The following is an 18,836-nucleotide window of genomic DNA, read 5'->3' as shown; positions in this document are numbered from 1 at the left end:
CGATCCTGTGCGTGTAGCAAGACGAACGGTGTAAAGCTATTAGTCGGGGACGTGCCGGTAGCGTCCTGTACGAGTATGAATTGGTTGAGCGGAAGGGACGAGGCCTGGCCTCGAACACATGAAAGTCAAAAAACTCTTCAAGGGTCCATTTATCTGGATCATTGTGGTTGTTGTGCTCATTGGAGCCGGCCTATTTACGTTGACCGGCACAAGCCAAAGCCGCATTGGAACTTCAGATGGCCTGAGCCTGCTCAAAAATGACAAGGTTGCCTCAGCTAAGATCTTTGGTTCCGAAGGCCGAGTGGACATGATCCTCAAGGACAACTATGTCAATGCCGACGGCAAGGACCAGGGCAAAAACGTCCAGTTCTTCTACGGCAACTACCGCGCAACCACCCTGCCGGAGGTCATTGATAACGCCAAGCTGGCGAAGTTTGATGACCAGCCTGCGTCCAATAACTTTTGGTCGAGCATCTTCTCCCTCCTCATCCCGTTCGTCCTGATCGGTTTGATCTTCTGGTTCCTGTTCTCCCGCATGCAAGGCGGCGGCAACAAGGTCATGCAGTTCGGCAAGTCCAAGGCCAAGCTGCTCACCAAGGACCACCCGCAGGTGACCTTCAATGATGTTGCCGGTGCTGATGAAGCCGTTGAGGAACTCCACGAGATCAAAGACTTTTTGCAAAACCCCGACAAGTTCACCGCTGTGGGTGCCAAGATCCCCAAGGGCGTGCTGCTGTACGGCCCTCCCGGTACCGGCAAGACCCTGCTGGCCCGCGCCGTTGCAGGCGAAGCCAATGTGCCGTTCTACTCCATTTCAGGGTCTGACTTTGTTGAAATGTTCGTTGGCGTGGGTGCTTCCCGAGTCCGCGACCTCTTTGAGCAGGCCAAGGCCAACTCCCCGGCCATCATCTTTGTTGACGAGATCGACGCCGTTGGCCGTCACCGTGGTGCCGGCATTGGTGGCGGTAATGACGAACGCGAGCAGACCCTCAACCAGCTGCTGGTGGAAATGGACGGCTTTGACGTCAAAACCAACGTCATCTTGATCGCCGCGACCAACCGTCCCGACGTCCTGGACCCCGCGTTGCTGCGTCCGGGCCGTTTTGACCGTCAAATCCCCGTGGAGGCTCCGGACCGTTTGGGCCGTGAACAGATCCTGCGGGTGCACGCCAAGGGCAAGCCCATGGCTCCCGGTGTTGACCTGAACGCCGTTGCTAAGAAGACTCCCGGTTACACGGGTGCCGATCTGGCCAATGTGCTCAACGAGGCTGCCCTGTTGACAGCCCGCTCCAACGCCCAGCTGATCGATGACAGGGCCCTGGACGAGTCAATTGACCGCGTCATGGCAGGCCCGCAGAAGCGCACCCGCGTCATGAAGGAACTGGAGCGCAAGATCACCGCGTACCACGAGGGTGGACACGCGTTGGTTGCCGCAGCCATGCACAACACGGCTCCGGTCACAAAGATCACCATTCTTCCGCGCGGCCGCGCCCTGGGTTACACCATGGTGGTTCCGGAGGATGACAAGTACTCAATCACCCGCAATGAACTGCTGGACCAGATGGCCTACGCCATGGGTGGCCGTGTTGCTGAGGAGATCGTTTTCCACGATCCGTCCACTGGTGCATCAAATGATATTGAAAAGGCCACCGGAACTGCGCGCGCCATGGTCACGCAGTACGGCATGAGCGAGCGCATTGGTGCCGTGAAGTTGGGTACGGCGGCCGGCGAACCGTTCTTGGGTGGTTCGGCAGGCCATGACAGGGACTACTCCGAAGCGGTTGCTTCCATGGTTGACGAGGAAGTCCGCAAGCTCATCGACCAGGCTCACGATGACGCGTACGAGGCTTTGATCATGAACCGTGACATCTTGGACCGGTTGGCGCTGGAACTGCTGGAACGTGAAACGCTGAACCAGGCCGAGATTGCAAAGATCTTCATTGATCTGCGCAAGCCCGCCCAGCGTCGGGTCTGGCTGTCTAAAGAATCCCGCCCGGTCTCGGACCTGCCCCCTGTCATCACTGAAAAGGAACGCCGCGAAGCCGCAGCCGCGGGTGAGCCGAACCCTGAAACGCTCTCCCCTGAGGATCAGATCGCCAAGGCACAGCTCAGTGGAGAACTCGACGCACCCGGTAACTCTCCTGGCATCGATCTGGGCAAGGGTGACGCCCCTCAGCTCCCAGGCCAGCCCTAATCCCGGTAAGATCACATCCGTGACTGAATACGAGGATGAATACAAGGTGGACTTGCCGCGCATTGAGGCTGCTGTGCGGGAAATTCTTCTGGCCATTGGTGAAGATCCGGAGCGTAGCGGTCTGCTGGAAACACCCAAACGTGTTGCCAAGGCTTATGGTGAAGTTTTTGCCGGCATACACCAGGACCCCGCAGCAGTTTTGGGCGTGACCTTTGACATCTCCCACGAGGAAATGGTGCTGGTTAAGGACATCCCGTTCTATTCAACCTGTGAGCACCATCTAGTGCCGTTCCACGGCAGTGCCCACGTAGGTTACATCCCGTCGTCGGACGGGCGAGTGACGGGATTGAGCAAGCTGGCACGGTTGGTGGATATTTATGCCAAGCGTCCACAGGTGCAAGAACGCCTCACCAGCCAGATTGCGGATGCCCTGATTGAGCATCTTAAACCTCGTGGCGCCATTGTCGTCATTGAATGTGAACATATGTGCATGTCCATGCGTGGCGTGCGTAAACCAGGGGCCAAGACAGTCACAAGCGCTGTCCGCGGCTTGCTTCACGAACCCGCAACCCGGGCTGAAGCCATGTCCCTGATTCTCGGAAGGTAAAACTAAACACCATGGATTCCCTCGCTGCTGCGCCCGGAACGGGCCCGGCCACCTCGCCTCTGCCCGTTCTGCGGGCCCGTAAGTCGCTGGCAACTTTTGCCGCTCTGCCCACAGACCGTGCCGTGGTGATGGGTATCTTGAACTGCACCCCGGACTCCTTCAGTGACGGCGGTGACTATGACTCCACCGAGACCGCGATCGCCCATGGGCTGCGCATGTTTTATGGGGGAGCGGACATCATCGACGTGGGCGGTGAATCCACGCGCCCCGGTGCAGTGGAAGTCTCAGCGGCCCAAGAGCAGGAGCGCATCCTGCATGTCATTGGCACCTTGGCCAAGGCCGGTGCACTGGTGAGCGTGGATACCCGCCACGCCTCTACCGCAGCGCTGGCGCTGGATGCCGGGGCAGGGATGATCAATGATATCTCTGGCACCAACGTACATGAGGACATGATCGCGCTGATCGCCGAACGCCAAGTCCCGTACGTTTTGATGCACAGCCGCGGGGACTCACGCCACATGGATTCACTTACGCAGTACACGGATGTTGTGCAGGACGTGGTGGCCGAACTCGGCGAGATTCGTGAGCGTTTCTACGCCGCCGGAGTCAAGGCAGAAAATCTGATCCTTGACCCGGGCATTGGCTTCTCCAAAAATGCCGAACAAAATTGGGAACTGCTGGCAAACCTTGACCGGGTGACGGCGTTGGGCAACAAGGTGCTGGTGGGTACCTCGCGGAAGCGTTTCCTTGGATCGCTCTTGACCAGTGCGGGCAAGGCCGCTGCCCCGAAAGAACGCGACGACGCCACCTCAGCCACTACGGCCTTGGCCGGTACGCAGGGCATCTGGGGCGTTAGGGTGCACGACGTCGGCGCCAGCCTTGACGCTGCAAAGGTAGCCGCACGGCTCCTGCAGGGGAAGAAAAGGCGTGAAGAGCGTCTTGCAGCCGCCGGTGCAGCACAGTGAGCGTGCTTGACACGATCCGCTTGACGAGAGTTACGGCCATTGGGTACCACGGTGTTTTTGAGCATGAGAAAAGGGACGGGCAACCGTTCATCACCGACGCCGTCCTGCACATGGATGTGGGTGCGGCCGCTGCCACGGATGACTTGTCCAAGACGGCAGATTATGGCGCCGTGGCAGAAGCCATCGTGGCTGTAGTGACAGGTGAGGCCTTTGACCTGATTGAAACGCTGAGTGTGTGCTTGGCCGAGAAGATTTTGGCTGACTTTCCCGTGGTTCAGGCTGTTGAAGTGACAGTTCACAAGCCCAAGGCCCCCATCCAGGTGCCGTTTGGGGATGTCAGCATCACTGTTTTCCGTACCCGTGAATCGGTGCAGCCCGCCACCACGGCCGTGGAGAGCTCATGAGCGCCACCCGTGTGCTGACCCGGGCCATTTTGGCTCTTGGCAGCAACCTCGGTGAACGCGAAGGTACTTTGCAAAGCGCCGTGGGTGATCTTGTGGACCGCCCCGAAGTGCGGCTGCAAAACGTTTCTCCCGTGGTGTCCACGAAGCCTGTTGGCGGGCCGGCCGGGCAGCCGGACTTCCTGAACATGGTTATTGCCGTGGAGACAACGCTGACCTCCCGGGAACTTTTGGCACACTGCCAGGCTGTGGAAAGCCTTCATCACCGCACCCGTGAGGTGCGTTGGGGCGCCCGCACTCTAGACGTTGACATCATCATTTACGGGGACGAGCAAAGCTCAGACCCGGTGCTGACGCTGCCGCACCCGCGTGCGGGCGAAAGAGCGTTTGTGCTCTACCCCTGGTCACTCATGGACCCCAACGCCACCCTAGTGGGCGAATCTGTGGCGCAACTGGCCCAGTCCGCTCCTGACATGGCAGGGATTTTCCATGTGCCAGATGAACCCGCAGCACTGGCACCTTAGCAGTTTCCCTAAGGCTACGAATTCCCAACGGCCCAAAAACCAGTACGGTTAAATAAGTAGTCACCAATGAAGCGATGAGGCAACAATGAGAAGCACGATGCGGACTATCAGGCCCGCGTGGTTGGTAGGCGTAGCTATTGTTTTGGCTGTCCTTGCCTGGGTGGGTACGGAACTTACGTCCCGGGCCAGCCTGGCCCTTCCTGTGCTGCCGCTGAGCTCGCTGATCACCATGGGCTTGATATCCGTGGTCTGCCTCATTCTGGGCCTGAAGGTGCGCCGTTGGCGTGACGGCAAGCGGGAAAAAGCACTCGATCCGTTGTTGGCTGCCCGGACAGTGATCTTGGCGCAGGCCTGCGCCTATGCTGGTGCCGTACTTTTCGGCTGGCATGCCGGCATCCTCATCAACCAGCTGCCAACTATTGCCATGCGCAGCGATCTTTCGATTATCTGGGTCATGGTGGCCCACTTGGCCGGCGGGCTCGTCATGGTGGCCATCGGTGTGATGGTGGAGCGTTTTTGCAAGGTGCCGCCGGAAGACAACGAACCCGGCACCACCACCCGGCCCAAGCGTGAAGCACAGGGGGAGGAAGGGTTTGCCTAAATCTCAGAGCCACTCAATTGATCCTGAGGGCGTGGTTTTTCTTCCTGTCTCCGGGAAACTCGTAATTGCCCGTTTCATCACCGCGGTAATCGGGGCTTTGCTAGTCCTGGCCATCACGGCCGTACCGCTGATCCTGCACCGCAGCGGAGTTTGGGCCGGTTATCCGGCCTGGTTGGCGTGGCTGGCTCCGATCATTGTGGTGGTGATTCTTCTCTGGGAAATGATTCTTATTCCACGCCAGGTGCGGGCCATCGGCTATGCCGAACGGGACGATGATCTGCTTATCCGTGGCGGGATCATGTTCCGCCGGGTCATGGTGGTTCCCTACGGGCGCATGCAATATGTGGATGTCACCATGGGGCCCTTGGAACGCATGCTGGGTTTGAGCACCATTCATTTGCATACGGCCTCGCCCGGGACCAATGCGCTCCTCAACGGGCTGCCGGCAGCCGAGGCCGGGCGCCTGAGAGAACAGTTATCGGCCCGCGGTGAGGCGAAACTGGCCGGCTTGTGAGCGAACAATTCTTCCAAGAGCAGCCCTTTCGTACGGACGCGCCGGAGCAATGGCATCGGGTTCATCCCGTCTCACCCTTGGTCCGCGGCTGGGTGGCAGTTGTTGCCGTCATGTTTGTCTTTGGCCGAAACTCGCTGGACTCGATATTTTCCGGCGACGGGATTGAAGGTGCCTTGCCCACTCCTGGCGGCATGGCGTTTTTGATCATGGTGCTTGTGGTGGCTGCCTCTGCTGTGATCTTTGGCCTGGCGTTCTTCTTATCCTGGCGTTTTACCCGCTACCAGGTCACCGATGATCACGTGCACATCAACTCCGGTGTGGTGTTCCGTCAGCAGCGCCGAGCCCGCATTGACAGGGTGCAGGCTATTGATGTGGTCCAACCCCTGCTGGCGCGGGCCTTTGGCTTGGCGGAGCTGAAATTTGATGTGGCCGACGGCGGGAAGTCGGCCATGCGCTTGTCCTTCCTTAAGCTGGCGGAGGCCAAGCGGCTCCGGGCCGCGATTCTGGCCCGTGCGGCAGGCCTGTCCGTTGACCCTCTGGCACCGACCGAGGTGGCGGAGGCGCCGGAAAGTCACGTTCTAGCCCTGAAACCGACCAGAATTATTGGCGCCGCCGTGTTCAGCGGGACCACGGTTACCGCCCTGCTGGTGGTGGGTGCCGTGGTGGTAGCTACTGTGTGGAGCGGTGAGCTCGGTATTTTAGTTGCTGCCGTGCCCTTGTTCATTGGGTTGGCAGCCTCTTACTGGAAAGCCATCACAGGTGACTTTAACTTCCGGATTGCACTCTCACCTGATGGCATCCGCCTGCACTACGGCCTGTTGGAAACGAGAGCTCAGACCATTCCGCCGGGCCGGATCCAAGCGGTTGGTATTAGCCAGGGGCCCATGTGGCGCCCCTTTGGCTGGTACAAGGTTCATGTGAACGTGGCCGGTTATGGGGCCGATTCCTCGGATCATGGCTCACGGACCGTCATGCTCCCGGCCGGAACATTAGCCGAAGTCATGGCCGTGCTGGGACTGGTATTTCCGGACCCCGGCGTGGAAAATCCCTTCGAGGTGTTTACCGCAGGGCTCAAGGGCCCCGGTAATAGGGAGGGCTTTGTGCATTCCCCGCCCTCCGCCCGCTGGCTCGATCCCTTTGCCTGGCGTTATAACGCTTTCCGGGCCACCCAAACGGCCCTGTTGTGCCGCCATGGCAGGATCGTCCGGCGTTTGCAGGTGGTGCCGCATGAGCGGACCCAATCCCTCGGTCTGCACCAAGGCCCGCTCATGGCGGTGTTGGGCCTGGCCAGCTTCGAACTGCATTCCACTGTTGGCCCCATCAGGCCTTTGGTCCGTCACATGTCAGTTGCCAACTCATTGGCACTCTTTAATGAACAAGCCGCCCGCGCGGCAACCGCACGCCGGATCCACCGTGACGAGAAATGGCTCGCATCCGCGGCACCACAAGAACTCCCTGAGGAGACGGAAAATGGCGATTAAGCCTGGCAGGCTTGGCATTGGAATCATTGGAGCTGGCAAGGTCGGAGCAGTCCTTGGGGCGGCGCTGCGCGGTGCCGGGCACGCTGTTGTGGGTGTTTCTGCGGTGTCAGAGGAATCCCGTGAGCGGGCGGAACTGCTGCTGCCAGGAGTCCCGGTCCTTGACGTGGCTGACATTGTGGAACGCTCGGAACTGGTGCTGTTGGCTGTTCCGGATGATGCCCTGAGCGATCTTGTTGCGGGGCTGGGCGCCGTGGGGGCATGGCAGGGCGGGCAGTTGGTGGCGCACACCTCGGGACGTTTCGGTACGGCGGTGCTGGCCCCTGTCAAGGCGGCCGGTGGGATTCCCCTGGCTCTGCATCCGGCCATGACCTTCACCGGCATGAGCCTAGACCTTACGCGGCTGGTTGATTGCAGCTTCGGAGTGAGCGCCGAGCCCGCCATGCTGCCCATCGCCCAAGCACTGGTGGTGGAGATGGGGGCGGAACCGGTGGTTATTGCCGAGGCTGACCGTGTCCTTTACCACGCGGCACTGGCGCATTCGGCGAACCACATGGTCACTCTCGTGGCCCAGGCGGGGCAGATATTGGCTGATATTGGCGTGGAGTCAAGTGGCCAGGTGCTGGGTCCCTTGCTGCGTGCAGCCTTGGAGAATGCACTGACCACGGGGGAAGCGGCACTGACCGGTCCGGTGGCGCGCGGGGATGCCGGAACCGTGGCGGCCCACGCGTCCGCCTTACGCGAGTACGCGCTGGACACTTCTTCCGCTGACGTCCTTGACGCGTACCTGGCCATGTCTGCCAGCACGGCTGCCCGGGCGGCCAAGCGCCGGATGCTTTCCGCGGAGGCGTATCTTGGTATCCAGGCGGCGTTGATGCCCGACGACGAAGCTGACACGGGCGTAGCCGGAAGCTAGGTTCCTCTCACCTGGGTGACGGGTGGTGCGGCAGTTGTAAGAAGCGTTGATGAGAGAAGACCATGAGCATTGAACTTGTAAGGACCATTGCCGAGCTGAAGGCCAAAACGTCCGCGCTGCTAGTGTCCAGGGCCGGGGCCGGAGGCGGCGAGGTAGGTTCTGGGGCGCGGGCAGTCGGTACCCTGGCCCTGGTGCCCACCATGGGTGCCCTGCACCATGGCCACGCCCAGCTGGCGGCGGCCGCGGTGGCGGAGAACTCCGTGGTGGTGGCCAGTGTGTTTGTGAACCCACTGCAATTTGGTGACGCCACCGATCTGGCCCGCTACCCGCGCACCACCGATGCCGATCTGGCGCTGCTGGAAAAGGTGGGCGTTGATTTCATGTTCGCCCCAACCGTGGAGCAAATGTACCCCACGGGGGAGCCGATGGTGCGGATCACGGCCGGGAAGCTGGGGAACATGTACGAGGGCGCCTCACGCCCCGGACATTTTGACGGCGCGTTGACGGTAGTCGCCAAACTATTGCACGTGGGCATGCCCGGGCGTGGATTGGCGGCCCCTGATGCTGCCGGGCGTCTACCGTACCGGGCCTATTTTGGGCAGAAGGACGCCCAGCAGCTCACCTTGGTGCGCAAGATGGTGGCTGATTTGAACTTCCCGGTAGAGATTGTTCCCGTCCCCACCGTGCGTGATGCGGACGGGCTGGCCTCTTCGAGCAGGAACCGTTTCCTCTCGGAGCAGGAGCGTGAATCCGCCCTGGTACTCTTCCGTGCCTTGGCGTTCCTGAAGCGCCGGGCCGATGCCCATGAACCACTGGACATTGATTCCGCCGTGGATTTAGTGCGTAGCGCCCCAGGCGTTGACCTGGACTACTTGGAAGTAGTAGATCCGGCCACGCTGGAAGTTCGCGGCGAAAACTGCCAGGACACGCCGTTCACCGGCGAGGCTCTGGTGCTGATCGCTGCCAAGGTGGGCCCGGTTCGGCTCATAGATAACATGCCCTTGGGCTGACGCCGCCACCCTCACGCGGCAACCGGAACTGTGCGCAGAGCAGAATGGAAAGCCCCGGCCAGAGTATGGTCGGGGCTTTCTTAGAGCAAATTGCTGGTGCGCATCACTGGAGGATGGCGTCTACTTCTGTGCCTGAGGGGTAGGCCGTCTGGGTGCCCTTCTTGGTAGCAGCCAATGCCGCCGCAACAGAGGCGTAGCGGGCAGCCTCCACAAGGGTGCTGCCAGCTGCGAGTCGGGCGGCAACGGCGCCTGTGAAAGCATCACCGGCTCCAGTGGTGTCCACGGCGTCAACGGCTGTCGGGGCTATGCGCACTACTGGATTATCTATGTTGTGTGCGTCCAGCACCATGGATCCCGCCGCCCCTAGTGTGACTAGAACCTGATGCAATCCACGTCCGGCGAACTTCTCCACGGCGCCAAGCCACGCGGCTACCGGGGCATCCGGGGCAGGCATGATGAAGCCATCAAGGAATTGCGAGGCCTCGTGGGAGTTGACGAGCAAAACATCGCTCAGTTGTGCCAGCTCTGTGGTGATCGCAGCGTACGGAGAGAGGTTGAGCAGGACGCTTGCTCCGGCGTCGTGCCCTGCCTGGGCAGCAGCCTGCACGGTCTCCAGAGGAACTTCTAGGCACAGGCACACCACGCCGGCGCCGTTGAACAGCTCCGGGTTCATATCCGCGGGGGAGAGGGTACCGTTAGCGCCGGCAGAGATGATGATGCTGTTCTCGCCCCGGGCATCAACCGAGATGATGGCAACTCCCGTGGGTTCGCTGACTCGCCGGACGTGGCTGACGTCAACGCCGGCACCAGCCGTGGAAGCCAGTAGCATCTCACCGTTGGAATCGCTTCCAACAGCACCCAAGAGAGTGACATTGCCGCCTAAGCGGGCGGCGGAAACTGCCTGATTTGCGCTCTTGCCGCCGGGATTGATGGCAAAACCGTGGCCATGCAGGGTTTCGCCGGGGGAGGGCAGGCGTTCTGTATAAATGGTCAGATCTGCGTTCAGGGACCCGGCAACAACAATTCTGGAAGCTTTCATGGACCCACCTCGGCATCGAGGGGTTTAGGCACCAGCAACGAGGCGGCGAACGCGGCGGCGCTCAGAACCAAGGCCACAACAACCACTGTCAAATAGGAGCCGTGGCCACCTAGTGGAGCCGTTGCTACTAAAATGGCCGGCAGCACTAGAAAGCTGAGCCCGGCACCTAGATTGAAAGCGCCGGCATTCATGCCAGGCAGGAAGCCAGGGTTTCCTTCGGGGGACAGCACCACACCAAGACCGTTGAGCATGATGTTCACCGTACCGGCATACATAATGCCCAGCAATACGGTTCCAGCAATCATCCACGGCAGGCTATGCAAGCCCAGGAAGCCGATGATGGCGAGGGAGCCAATGCTGCCCAGCAGGCCAATTCTGAGCATCTTGGTGTAGCCAAACACCGGGGCCAGACGGCCTGTGATGGGGCCAAAAACCCAGCCGAGTAGAGCGTAAGGGGTCAGGATTAGCAGGCTCATCTCGGTGGCGCCGATCCCAAATCCGGGATCGGCGCCCTGCACGAAGGCCGGCACAATGCCATTGATCACGGCAAAAATACCGGTCATGGTCAGCGTTGTTGTCAGCAGCGGCGCCCAAGTGGAGCGCTGGCGCAGGTGCACAATCTCCACCATGGGATGCGCCGAACGCTTCTCCACTGTCCAGAACGCCATGAAAGCTAGCACGGAGACCAGAGCCAAGGCCAGTGCGCTCAGCAACGGACCGGGCGTGAAGCTGCCCACCAACTTGGTGGCCTCGTTCAGTGCGGTCAGCAGGGCGCCAACGGCAATAACAATGAAAAATACGCCAAGCCAGTCCATCTTCGTGCCTTCGCCGGGCTTTGATTCACGGGCGAGGAACGCGATTAGCACAGTAGCGATCACGGCCACAACAACCATGAGCCAGAAAATGCTGCGGAAGCCAAAGTGTTCGGCAAAGTAGCCGCCCACGAAGGAGTCAATGCCCGCGATCCCGCCATTGACGGCCGTGACAAGGCCCATCAGTGCGCCGTACTTCTTGGGATCCCGCACGGCGGAACGGAGCATGATTAGGCACAACGGAACAGTGGGTCCGCTAATGCCTTGAATGATCCGGCCTACAAAGAGCCACGTGATGTCTGGGGCCATGGCCGAGATGATGGAACCAACGCCCATCATTGCCATCATGGAGATCAGGACCTTTTTGCGCCCGATGATGTCGCTCAGGCGGGGCAGGAACAAGGAGAACACAGCTGCCGCGGTGAAGAACCACGTTTGGGACAGGCCAATGGCCGCTTGGCTGGCGTTGAGTTCCTCGCCCATCGTGACCAGCGCCGGGCTGAGCATGGAGGCATTGAGCTGGAAGGCAATGCAGGCAGTTAGCAACGCCACCATGAGGGCCGTGATGTTGCCGGTCTTGGCAAACTTATTCGTGGTGGAGAGAGGGTGGCTCACAAGTCAACCTCGCCAATGCGTACCAGGGCATCGGTGACCATGTTCCAGAACTTCTCATGATCAAGGCTCACAGCCACTGAGGTTTTGCAGCCGGCCGGTGCCGGGGCGCGGAAATCGGCCACGGTCATACCCAAGGTCAGTGTGCCGGTGAGCTCAATGTCAACGGGAACCTTCTGGGTGGTCATAACTGTTGGATCGATGACGTAGGCCACGGCGCAGGGATCGTGGACCGGTGGGTAGTCGAAGCCCTGGGCGTCCTTATAGGTTTGCGTGAAGAATTCCATGAGTTCCATAACGAACTTGGCCGGTTTTGTGCCCACAGCCTCGATGGCGGCAACAACCTCGGGTGTGGCGAGTGCTTGGTGCGTGAGGTCAAGGCCCACCATGAGAACTTCCCAGCCCGCATTGAAGACAATGTGTGCGGCCTCGGGGTCAATCTTGATGTTGAATTCAGCTACAGGGCTCCAATTACCCACGTGATAACCGCCGCCCATCAGGACAACTTCCTTCACGCGCTCAACGATGCGTGGTTCCTTGCGGACAGCCATAGCAATGTTGGTCAAGCCGGCAGTGGGCACCAAGGTGATTGTGCCGGGCTCGTGCGCCATAACAGTTTCAATGATGAGGTCAACGGCGTGGCGCGGGTCAAGCTCGATTCTTGACTCGGGCTGATCGGGGCCGTCCATGCCGGAGTCGCCATGAATTGTTGGCGCCGTTTCAATGGTGCGCACCAGCGGGCGGTCGCAGCCCGCGGCAAAGGGGACGCCGGTGATGCCGGCAATGGTACCCACGGAAAGGGCGTTACGGGTGACCTTTTCAAGGGTCTGATTACCCACCACCGTGGTCACGGCGAGCAGCTCAATGTTCGGGTTGCCGTGTGCCAAAAGCAGCGCTACAGCGTCGTCATGACCGGGATCGCAGTCAAGGATGATCTTGCGGGGCGCGCCGGTGGGGGCCGTGAGACCTGCGGTGAGGTTCTGTTCCGTATTCACTTAATTCTCCACGTCGTTGGGGGGATTCCGGCGGGCCGGGATCTTGCTCAGCGCTTAGTCTGGCACCGAAAAGCACCTCACGTCAAACGCTTAACGCACTTTACGTTAAGCGTTTGATCCATTGCGCTTATAACAACTCCGCAGTGGCCTCGATAGGATCGCTGCATGGATGATTTTAAAACCTCCTCTGTACCCCGCGAAGGGTCCGTGCGTGTCACGGCTGCCATGGTGGGAGCCAGGGCCGGAGTCTCAGTAGCAACGGTTTCACTGGTGACCAGCGGCAAGACCGCGGGCCGGGTCTCAAAGGAAAACATTGCCAAGGTCCAAGAAGCTGTTGCCGAGCTGGGTTATGTTGTCAACGGTTTGGGCAGCTCACTCGCCAAGGGGCGCAGCAATATTGTCATCTTGGTGGCCCCGGATGTTTCCAATCCCTTCTTTGCCAAGGTCATTGCCGGTGTTAAGGAAGTTCTAGGCGAGAGCTTCCAATTACTGCTCTCGGTGACCGAGGCCGGGCAAACCCCCGCACCGCAAGATGTGCGCAAGCTGCTGGCGCTGCGCCCGGCGGGTTTGTTAGTTGACGCCCCCAGTGCACATTTTTTGGCCGAGCTTCAAATGAGCGATCCCATGGTGCTTTTGGATGCCGCCGGTATTACCAGCGCAGCACCCTCAATCAACTTCGATGTTGCCCACGGCGCCCACTTGCTGGCACTCCACCTGGAAGCGCAAGGGCACGCTGCGGTGGCTTATCTTGACAGCTCAACAGGTACGGAGACGTTCCGTGTGCGCCGCGAGGCCTTCCACCGTTCCGCAGCCCAGCTCGGACTCAAAGTGGTGGCCCAAGGCAGTTCCATGATTGACGTCGGTGCGGCGGCTCTGGCGTTCACTGACTCCTGGTCGGATTGGTCGCACAAGGGGGTGTCCGCCGTCGTTTGTGCAACAGACACCCACGCCTACGGGGTTCTGCAGGAAGCGCGTGTTGCGGGACTGGCTGTTCCGAAAGAGCTAGCAGTGACTGGCTTTGACGATCTGCCATATTCTGCAACTTCGAATCCTGGCCTCACCACAGTGCATTTACCGGCACTGGAAATGGGGCGGCTCGCCGGTAGGGAATTACAGAAGCTCATGGCTGGAGAGGCTGCGCAGACGGTACCCAAGACGTTGCCGGCCACGCTGGTAGTGCGCGGCTCTACCGCAGAGCCCGCCTAGAACCGTCACAAAGAAGAGTAGAACTCTTCTGCAGGGAAGGTGAGGGGAGGCTAGTAAGAGGGTGGAAAACTAGGCACGTAGGATTCACCCAGATTCACCAACTAAGCTGTTAACTCGTGAGCGCAGAAAATACCCTTTCCCCTGAACCCAATGACGCCTCTGAGCAAATGCTTGTCCGTTTGGACAAGCGAACCAAGTTGCTTGAACGAGGCGAACAGGCCTACCCGGTTGGGGTGGCGCGGACCCACACACTCGAAGAGATCCGCGCAAAATATCTGGAACTTGAAGCAGACACAGCAACAGGTGATGTGGCTGGTGTCACCGGCCGGGTTGTGTATATACGTAACAAGGGCAAGCTGTGCTTCGCCACACTTCAATCGGGTGCCGGAGCACGTCTGCAGATCATGCTCTCGCTCGCAAATGTGGGCGAAGGCGCGATGGCCGACTGGAAGGCTCTGGTTGACCTAGGCGATCACGTCTTCTTCAAGGGTGAGGTCATCAGCTCCCGTACCGGTGAACTCTCCATCATGGCATCCGAATGGGCTATGGCATCAAAGGCGCTTCGCCCGCTGCCTGTTCTGCACGCAGAACTCTCCGAAGAAATGCGTGTGCGCCAGCGTTATGTTGACTTGATTGTCCGCGACACCGCCCGCGACCAAGTACGGATGCGCTCAGCCATCGTCAAGGCCATCAGGGACACGCTCCACGGCGAAGAATACATTGAACTTGAAACGCCCATTTTGCAGCTCATCCATGGTGGGGCTTCAGCCCGCCCGTTCCACACGCATCTTAACGCTTTTGACCAGCCCATGACTTTGCGTATTGCAATTGAGCTGTACTTGAAGCGTGCAGTGGTTGGGGGCATGGATAAGGTCTTTGAAGTGGGCCGAATCTTCCGCAATGAAGGGGTCGATTCAACGCACAGCCCGGAATTCACCATGCTGGAAGCCTATGAGGCTTATGGTGATCAATTCACCATGGCAAAAATCATGCAGCGCATTATTCTTGCGGCAGCAGATGCCGTGGGTTCACGTGTCATTGAAACTGATCGCGGACCAATTAACCTCGACGGAGAATGGCCATGGCTACCCGTCTATCAGGGCCTCTCCGACGGTGTTGGCCAGGAAATCACCCCCGAGACAACGGCAGAGCAATTGCGCGCCATTGCGAACGAGCGCAACATCAAAATTGATCCGGCCTGGGATGCTGAAAAGCTTGTCACGGAACTTTTTGGTGAAATTGTAGAACCGACACTAATTCAGCCCACCTTCGTTTGCGATTACCCGCCCTCGGCCCAGCCCCTGGCCCGTCCGCACCGGGACAAGGAAAACCTCATTGAGGCGTGGGACCTGATTATTGACGGCCGGGAAACCGGAACAGCATTCTCTGAGCTCATTGACCCGGTAATCCAGCGCGAACGTTTGACCCAGCAATCACTGGCAGCGGCGGCAGGAGACCCTGAAGCCATGCAGTTGGACGAAGACTTCCTGCGGGCCTTGGAATACGGTGCCCCACCCATGGGGGGTCTGGGCCTGGGTGTTGACCGTTTGGTCATGCTCTTCACAGGTGTTGGTATTCGGGAAGCCATTCTCTTTCCCTTGATGAAGCCAGAGTAGGAGCAGCAAAGAAAATGGAATACATTGCAGTTATTCTGCCATCATTGGGTGTTGGTGCACTTTTCTACTTCGCCATGAAGGCAATATTCAATGCGGATCGTTCAGAGCGTGAAGCAATGATAAAGGCGGAGCGGGAAGCGGATTCCTCCGGTGAACAAGGCAGCTAACGGCGCTGCTATTGATTGAACTTTGACGTGAAAGAATTTTCGAACCATAATTTATTCAGAAGTATTCATTAAATCTATGTTAGGCGATTACTCCCCATGGCACAGAAAATTCACATCACACTTGTAGACGATATTGACCAGAGCCCCGCTGATGAAAATGTCACCTTTGGGCTGGACGGTATCAGCTATGAAATTGACCTCTCAAACGAGAATGCAGAAGCATTGCGTACGGCACTTGGCAAATACATTGCTGCCGGGCGCCGTGCAGGAGGCCGTGCGGTCCGTGGTCGCGGAGCTGCGACTGCCCCCAAATCTGGCAGCGACGTAGCTCAGATCCGTGCTTGGGCTCGTGAAAATGGGTTCGAAGTCCACGAACGGGGCCGCATTCAGGCAGAGATTCGCGATGCCTACCATGCAGCGCAGGGCGGTCAGGCGTAAGCTTTTCCACGCTTAGCCCACCCAAGAACGACGGCGGGGCCACCTCATGAGGTGGCCCCGCCGTCGTACTTTAACCAGCAGGATCAAGGATTCTTATTTCCCCTGTGGCGAACACGCCCCCACGAGGCCCGGCTACTGCGTAGCATCAAAGTACGCAGTAAAAGGAGTGTGGCGAAATGTTTGAGCGATTCACTGATCGAGCCCGACGTGTTGTTGTGCTGGCCCAAGAAGAGGCCCGCATGCTCAACCACAATTACATTGGCACGGAGCATATTCTGCTCGGTCTCATCCACGAGGGTGAAGGTGTTGCCGCCAAGGCCTTGGAGTCCTTGAACATTTCGCTGGACGGTGTTCGCGAACAGGTCCAAGAGATCATTGGGCAGGGGCAGCAAGCTCCTAGCGGGCACATCCCCTTCACCCCGCGCGCCAAGAAAGTTCTTGAACTTTCACTGCGTGAGGCGCTACAGCTGGGCCATAACTACATTGGCACCGAGCACATCCTGCTCGGGCTGATCCGTGAAGGCGAAGGCGTTGCCGCGCAGGTGCTGGTAAAGCTCGGAGCGGATCTTGGACGCGTGCGCCAGCAGGTCAACCAGCTGCTTTCCGGCTACCAGGGCAAGGAGCCGGCGGCCAGTGGCGGCCAGCAACCCGAGGGCCAGCCCGCGGGTTCGGTGGTGCTGGACCAGTTTGGCCGGAACCTGACCCAGGCGGCACGGGAAAACAAGCTTGACCCGGTCATTGGGCGCGAGCATGAGATGGAACGCGTCATGCAGATCCTCTCTCGCCGCACCAAGAACAACCCGGTCCTCATTGGTGAGCCCGGCGTGGGCAAGACAGCCGTTGTTGAAGGTTTGGCGCAGGCCATTGTGCGCGGCGACGTGCCTGAGACCATCAAGGACAAGCAGCTGTACACCCTTGACCTGGGTTCCCTTGTGGCTGGTTCACGCTACCGAGGTGACTTTGAGGAGCGCCTGAAGAAGGTCCTCAAAGAAATCCGCACCCGCGGGGACATCATCCTCTTCATTGACGAAATCCACACCCTTGTGGGTGCCGGTGCCGCCGAAGGTGCCATCGATGCTGCCTCGATCCTCAAGCCCATGTTGGCTCGTGGTGAACTGCAGACCATTGGTGCCACTACCTTGGATGAGTACCGCAAGCACATTGAGAAGGACGCCGCTCTTGAGCGCCGCTTCCAGCCCATCCAGGTGATGGAACCCACCGTTCCGCTGACCATTGAGATCCTCAAGGGTCTGCGTGATCGCTACGAGGCACACCACCGCGTCTCGATCACCGACGGTGCGCTGACGGCGGCTGCTACCTTGGCTGACCGCTACATCAGTGACCGCTTCCTACCGGATAAGGCCATCGATTTGATCGATGAGGCCGGTGCCCGTCTGCGCATCCGTCGCATGACTGCACCACCCGAGCTCAAGGCCATGGATGGTGAAATTGCTGCTGTCAAGAAGCGCAAGGAAGACGCCATTGACGCTCAGGACTTTGAGGGTGCCGCCTCGTTGCGCGACGATGAGCAGAAGCTCATCACCGCCCGTGCCGAGAAAGAACGCCTGTGGAAGTCAGGTGGCCTGGATGAGATCTCCGAGGTCGACGAAGAACTCATCGCTGAGGTATTGGCGAACTCCACCGGTATCCCGGTCTTCAAGCTGACCGAGGCCGAGTCCACGCGTCTGCTGAAGATGGAAGATGAACTGCACAAGCGTGTGGTGGGTCAGAACGAAGCCATCAAGTCCATCTCGCAGGCGATCCGCCGTACGCGTTCGGGGTTGAAAGACCCCAAGCGTCCGGGTGGTTCGTTCATCTTCGCCGGTCCCACCGGTGTTGGTAAGACCGAGCTGGCCAAGGCCTTGGCTGAGTTCCTCTTCGGCGACGAAGACGCACTCATCACCTTGGACATGTCCGAGTACTCGGAAAAGCACACGGTTTCGCGCCTGTTCGGTGCCCCTCCGGGCTACGTTGGCTACGAAGAAGGTGGCCAGCTGACCGAGAAGGTCCGCCGCCGTCCGTTCTCCGTGGTGCTCTTCGATGAGGTGGAGAAGGCTCACGCCGATCTGTTCAACTCGCTGCTGCAGATTCTCGAAGATGGTCGTCTGACCGACAGCCAGGGCCGAGTGGTGGACTTCAAGAACACCATCATCATCATGACAACCAACTTGGGAACGCGCGACATCTCCAAGTCGATTGCCACTGGATTCCAGTCCGGCTCGGACACACAGACCGGCTACAACCGGATGAAGGCACGCGTCTCGGAGGAGCTCAAGCAGCACTTCCGCCCCGAGTTCCTGAACCGTGTTGATGACGTTGTGGTGTTCCCGCAGCTCACACAGGACGAGATCATCGAGATCGTGGACTTCATGGTTGCACGCTTGGAGACTCGTTTGGCAGATAAGGGCATGGGCATTGAGCTCACCCCGGCCGCGAAGGTCCTGCTGGCCACCAAGGGCTACGATCCGGCGATGGGTGCCCGGCCGCTGCGCCGCACCATCCAGCGTGAGATTGAGGATAACCTCTCCGAAAAGATTCTCTTCGGTGAGCTCAAGGATGGCGACATCGTTTCAGTGGGCGTTGAGGGCGAGGGCGACGAGGCGAAGTTCACCTTTGTGGGCACGGCCAAGCCGAACATCCCGGACGCCATCACGGCCTCGGCCTAAAGAACCAAACCTAAAGCAACAAAGTAGTACCTCGCCAGACGCCCGGTTAGTTAGCTAACCGGGCGTCTGTGGTTT

At 59.4% G+C, this 18,836-nt stretch carries 18 protein-coding genes; 15 read left to right on the top strand and 3 right to left on the bottom strand.

From position 1 onward, the window contains the following. Positions 1-118 precede the first annotated feature (118 nt). The 10 genes from ftsH to panC all read left to right on the top strand — a co-directional run bounded on the left by ftsH (position 119) and on the right by panC (position 9,210). Positions 119-2,194: an ATP-dependent zinc metalloprotease FtsH gene (gene ftsH / locus RY113_RS10585; protein ID WP_315914516.1), complete on the top strand. Its 2,076-nt coding sequence runs from the start codon at positions 119-121 to the stop codon at positions 2,192-2,194. 19 nt (positions 2,195-2,213) lie between these two features. Then, positions 2,214-2,801 carry a GTP cyclohydrolase I FolE gene (gene folE, locus RY113_RS10580; RefSeq protein ID WP_308467752.1) on the top strand — a complete coding sequence of 196 codons (588 nt, stop codon included), beginning with the start codon at positions 2,214-2,216 and terminating at the stop codon, positions 2,799-2,801. Between the two features lie 11 nt (positions 2,802-2,812). Next, positions 2,813-3,766, top strand: a complete 954-nt coding sequence (folP, locus tag RY113_RS10575) for a dihydropteroate synthase (protein ID WP_315914515.1) — start codon at positions 2,813-2,815, stop codon at positions 3,764-3,766. Further along, the gene (folB, locus tag RY113_RS10570) at positions 3,763-4,170 is read left to right on the top strand and encodes a dihydroneopterin aldolase (protein ID WP_110105813.1); all 408 of its coding nucleotides are present in this window, start codon (positions 3,763-3,765) and stop codon (positions 4,168-4,170) included. The genes folP and folB overlap by 4 nt, the downstream gene beginning before the upstream one ends. Further along, positions 4,167-4,691 (top strand): 2-amino-4-hydroxy-6-hydroxymethyldihydropteridine diphosphokinase, encoded by a 525-nt coding sequence (gene folK, locus RY113_RS10565; RefSeq protein ID WP_110105814.1) that lies wholly within the window; start codon positions 4,167-4,169, stop codon positions 4,689-4,691. The genes folB and folK overlap by 4 nt, the downstream gene beginning before the upstream one ends. A 97-nt stretch (positions 4,692-4,788) precedes the next feature. Further along, a complete protein-coding gene (locus RY113_RS10560) occupies positions 4,789-5,292 on the top strand; it encodes a DUF3180 domain-containing protein (protein ID WP_110105815.1) in 504 nt (167 codons plus the stop codon). A gap of 31 nt (positions 5,293-5,323) precedes the next feature. Further along, positions 5,324-5,806 carry a PH domain-containing protein gene (locus RY113_RS10555; protein ID WP_245932117.1) on the top strand — a complete coding sequence of 161 codons (483 nt, stop codon included), beginning with the start codon at positions 5,324-5,326 and terminating at the stop codon, positions 5,804-5,806. Further along, complete coding sequence (locus RY113_RS10550) at positions 5,803-7,287, top strand: PH domain-containing protein (protein ID WP_315914514.1); 1,485 nt, start codon at positions 5,803-5,805, stop codon at positions 7,285-7,287. Before RY113_RS10555 ends, RY113_RS10550 begins: the two co-directional genes overlap by 4 nt. Beyond that, entirely contained in the window at positions 7,277-8,200 is a 924-nt protein-coding gene (locus RY113_RS10545; RefSeq protein ID WP_315914513.1) for a DUF2520 domain-containing protein, read from the top strand. Before RY113_RS10550 ends, RY113_RS10545 begins: the two co-directional genes overlap by 11 nt. Positions 8,201-8,262: 62 nt before the next feature. Further along, positions 8,263-9,210 (top strand): pantoate--beta-alanine ligase, encoded by a 948-nt coding sequence (panC, locus tag RY113_RS10540; protein ID WP_315914512.1) that lies wholly within the window; start codon positions 8,263-8,265, stop codon positions 9,208-9,210. A gap of 103 nt (positions 9,211-9,313) precedes the next feature. Here panC and RY113_RS10535 read toward each other — a convergent pair whose 3' ends face one another. The 3 genes from RY113_RS10535 to RY113_RS10525 are packed head-to-tail and all read right to left on the bottom strand — an operon-like array spanning position 9,314 to position 12,668. Continuing rightward, positions 9,314-10,249, bottom strand: coding sequence for a ribokinase (locus RY113_RS10535; RefSeq protein WP_110105819.1), 936 nt, complete (start codon positions 10,247-10,249; stop codon positions 9,314-9,316). Then, on the bottom strand, positions 10,246-11,616 hold the full coding sequence (locus RY113_RS10530) for an MFS transporter (RefSeq protein WP_315914639.1): 1,371 nt from the start codon (positions 11,614-11,616) through the stop codon (positions 10,246-10,248). The genes RY113_RS10535 and RY113_RS10530 overlap by 4 nt, the downstream gene beginning before the upstream one ends. A gap of 56 nt (positions 11,617-11,672) precedes the next feature. Continuing rightward, a complete protein-coding gene (locus RY113_RS10525; RefSeq protein WP_315914511.1) occupies positions 11,673-12,668 on the bottom strand; it encodes a nucleoside hydrolase in 996 nt (331 codons plus the stop codon). A gap of 165 nt (positions 12,669-12,833) precedes the next feature. Between RY113_RS10525 and RY113_RS10520 the strand changes: the two genes are divergently transcribed. The 5 genes from RY113_RS10520 (at position 12,834) to RY113_RS10500 (ending at position 18,761) form a co-directional block, all read left to right on the top strand. After that, a complete protein-coding gene (locus RY113_RS10520; protein ID WP_315914510.1) occupies positions 12,834-13,874 on the top strand; it encodes a LacI family DNA-binding transcriptional regulator in 1,041 nt (346 codons plus the stop codon). A 167-nt stretch (positions 13,875-14,041) separates the two neighbouring features. Beyond that, entirely contained in the window at positions 14,042-15,490 is a 1,449-nt protein-coding gene (lysS, locus tag RY113_RS10515; protein WP_110105946.1) for a lysine--tRNA ligase, read from the top strand. Positions 15,491-15,504: 14 nt separating this feature from the next. Beyond that, positions 15,505-15,657 (top strand): hypothetical protein, encoded by a 153-nt coding sequence (locus RY113_RS10510; protein WP_170120936.1) that lies wholly within the window; start codon positions 15,505-15,507, stop codon positions 15,655-15,657. A 96-nt stretch (positions 15,658-15,753) separates the two neighbouring features. Then, on the top strand, positions 15,754-16,095 hold the full coding sequence (locus RY113_RS10505; RefSeq protein ID WP_110105821.1) for an Lsr2 family protein: 342 nt from the start codon (positions 15,754-15,756) through the stop codon (positions 16,093-16,095). Between the two features lie 176 nt (positions 16,096-16,271). After that, entirely contained in the window at positions 16,272-18,761 is a 2,490-nt protein-coding gene (locus tag RY113_RS10500; protein ID WP_110105822.1) for an ATP-dependent Clp protease ATP-binding subunit, read from the top strand. Positions 18,762-18,836 lie beyond the last annotated feature (75 nt).

This window comes from Arthrobacter sp. lap29 (assembly GCF_032458965.1).
GTDB classification, from domain to species: Bacteria; Actinomycetota; Actinomycetes; order Actinomycetales; family Micrococcaceae; genus Specibacter; species Specibacter psychrochitiniphilus.
The sequence above is the reverse complement of the archived record's forward strand: the minus strand, read 5'-3'. Positions and strand labels throughout refer to the sequence as shown.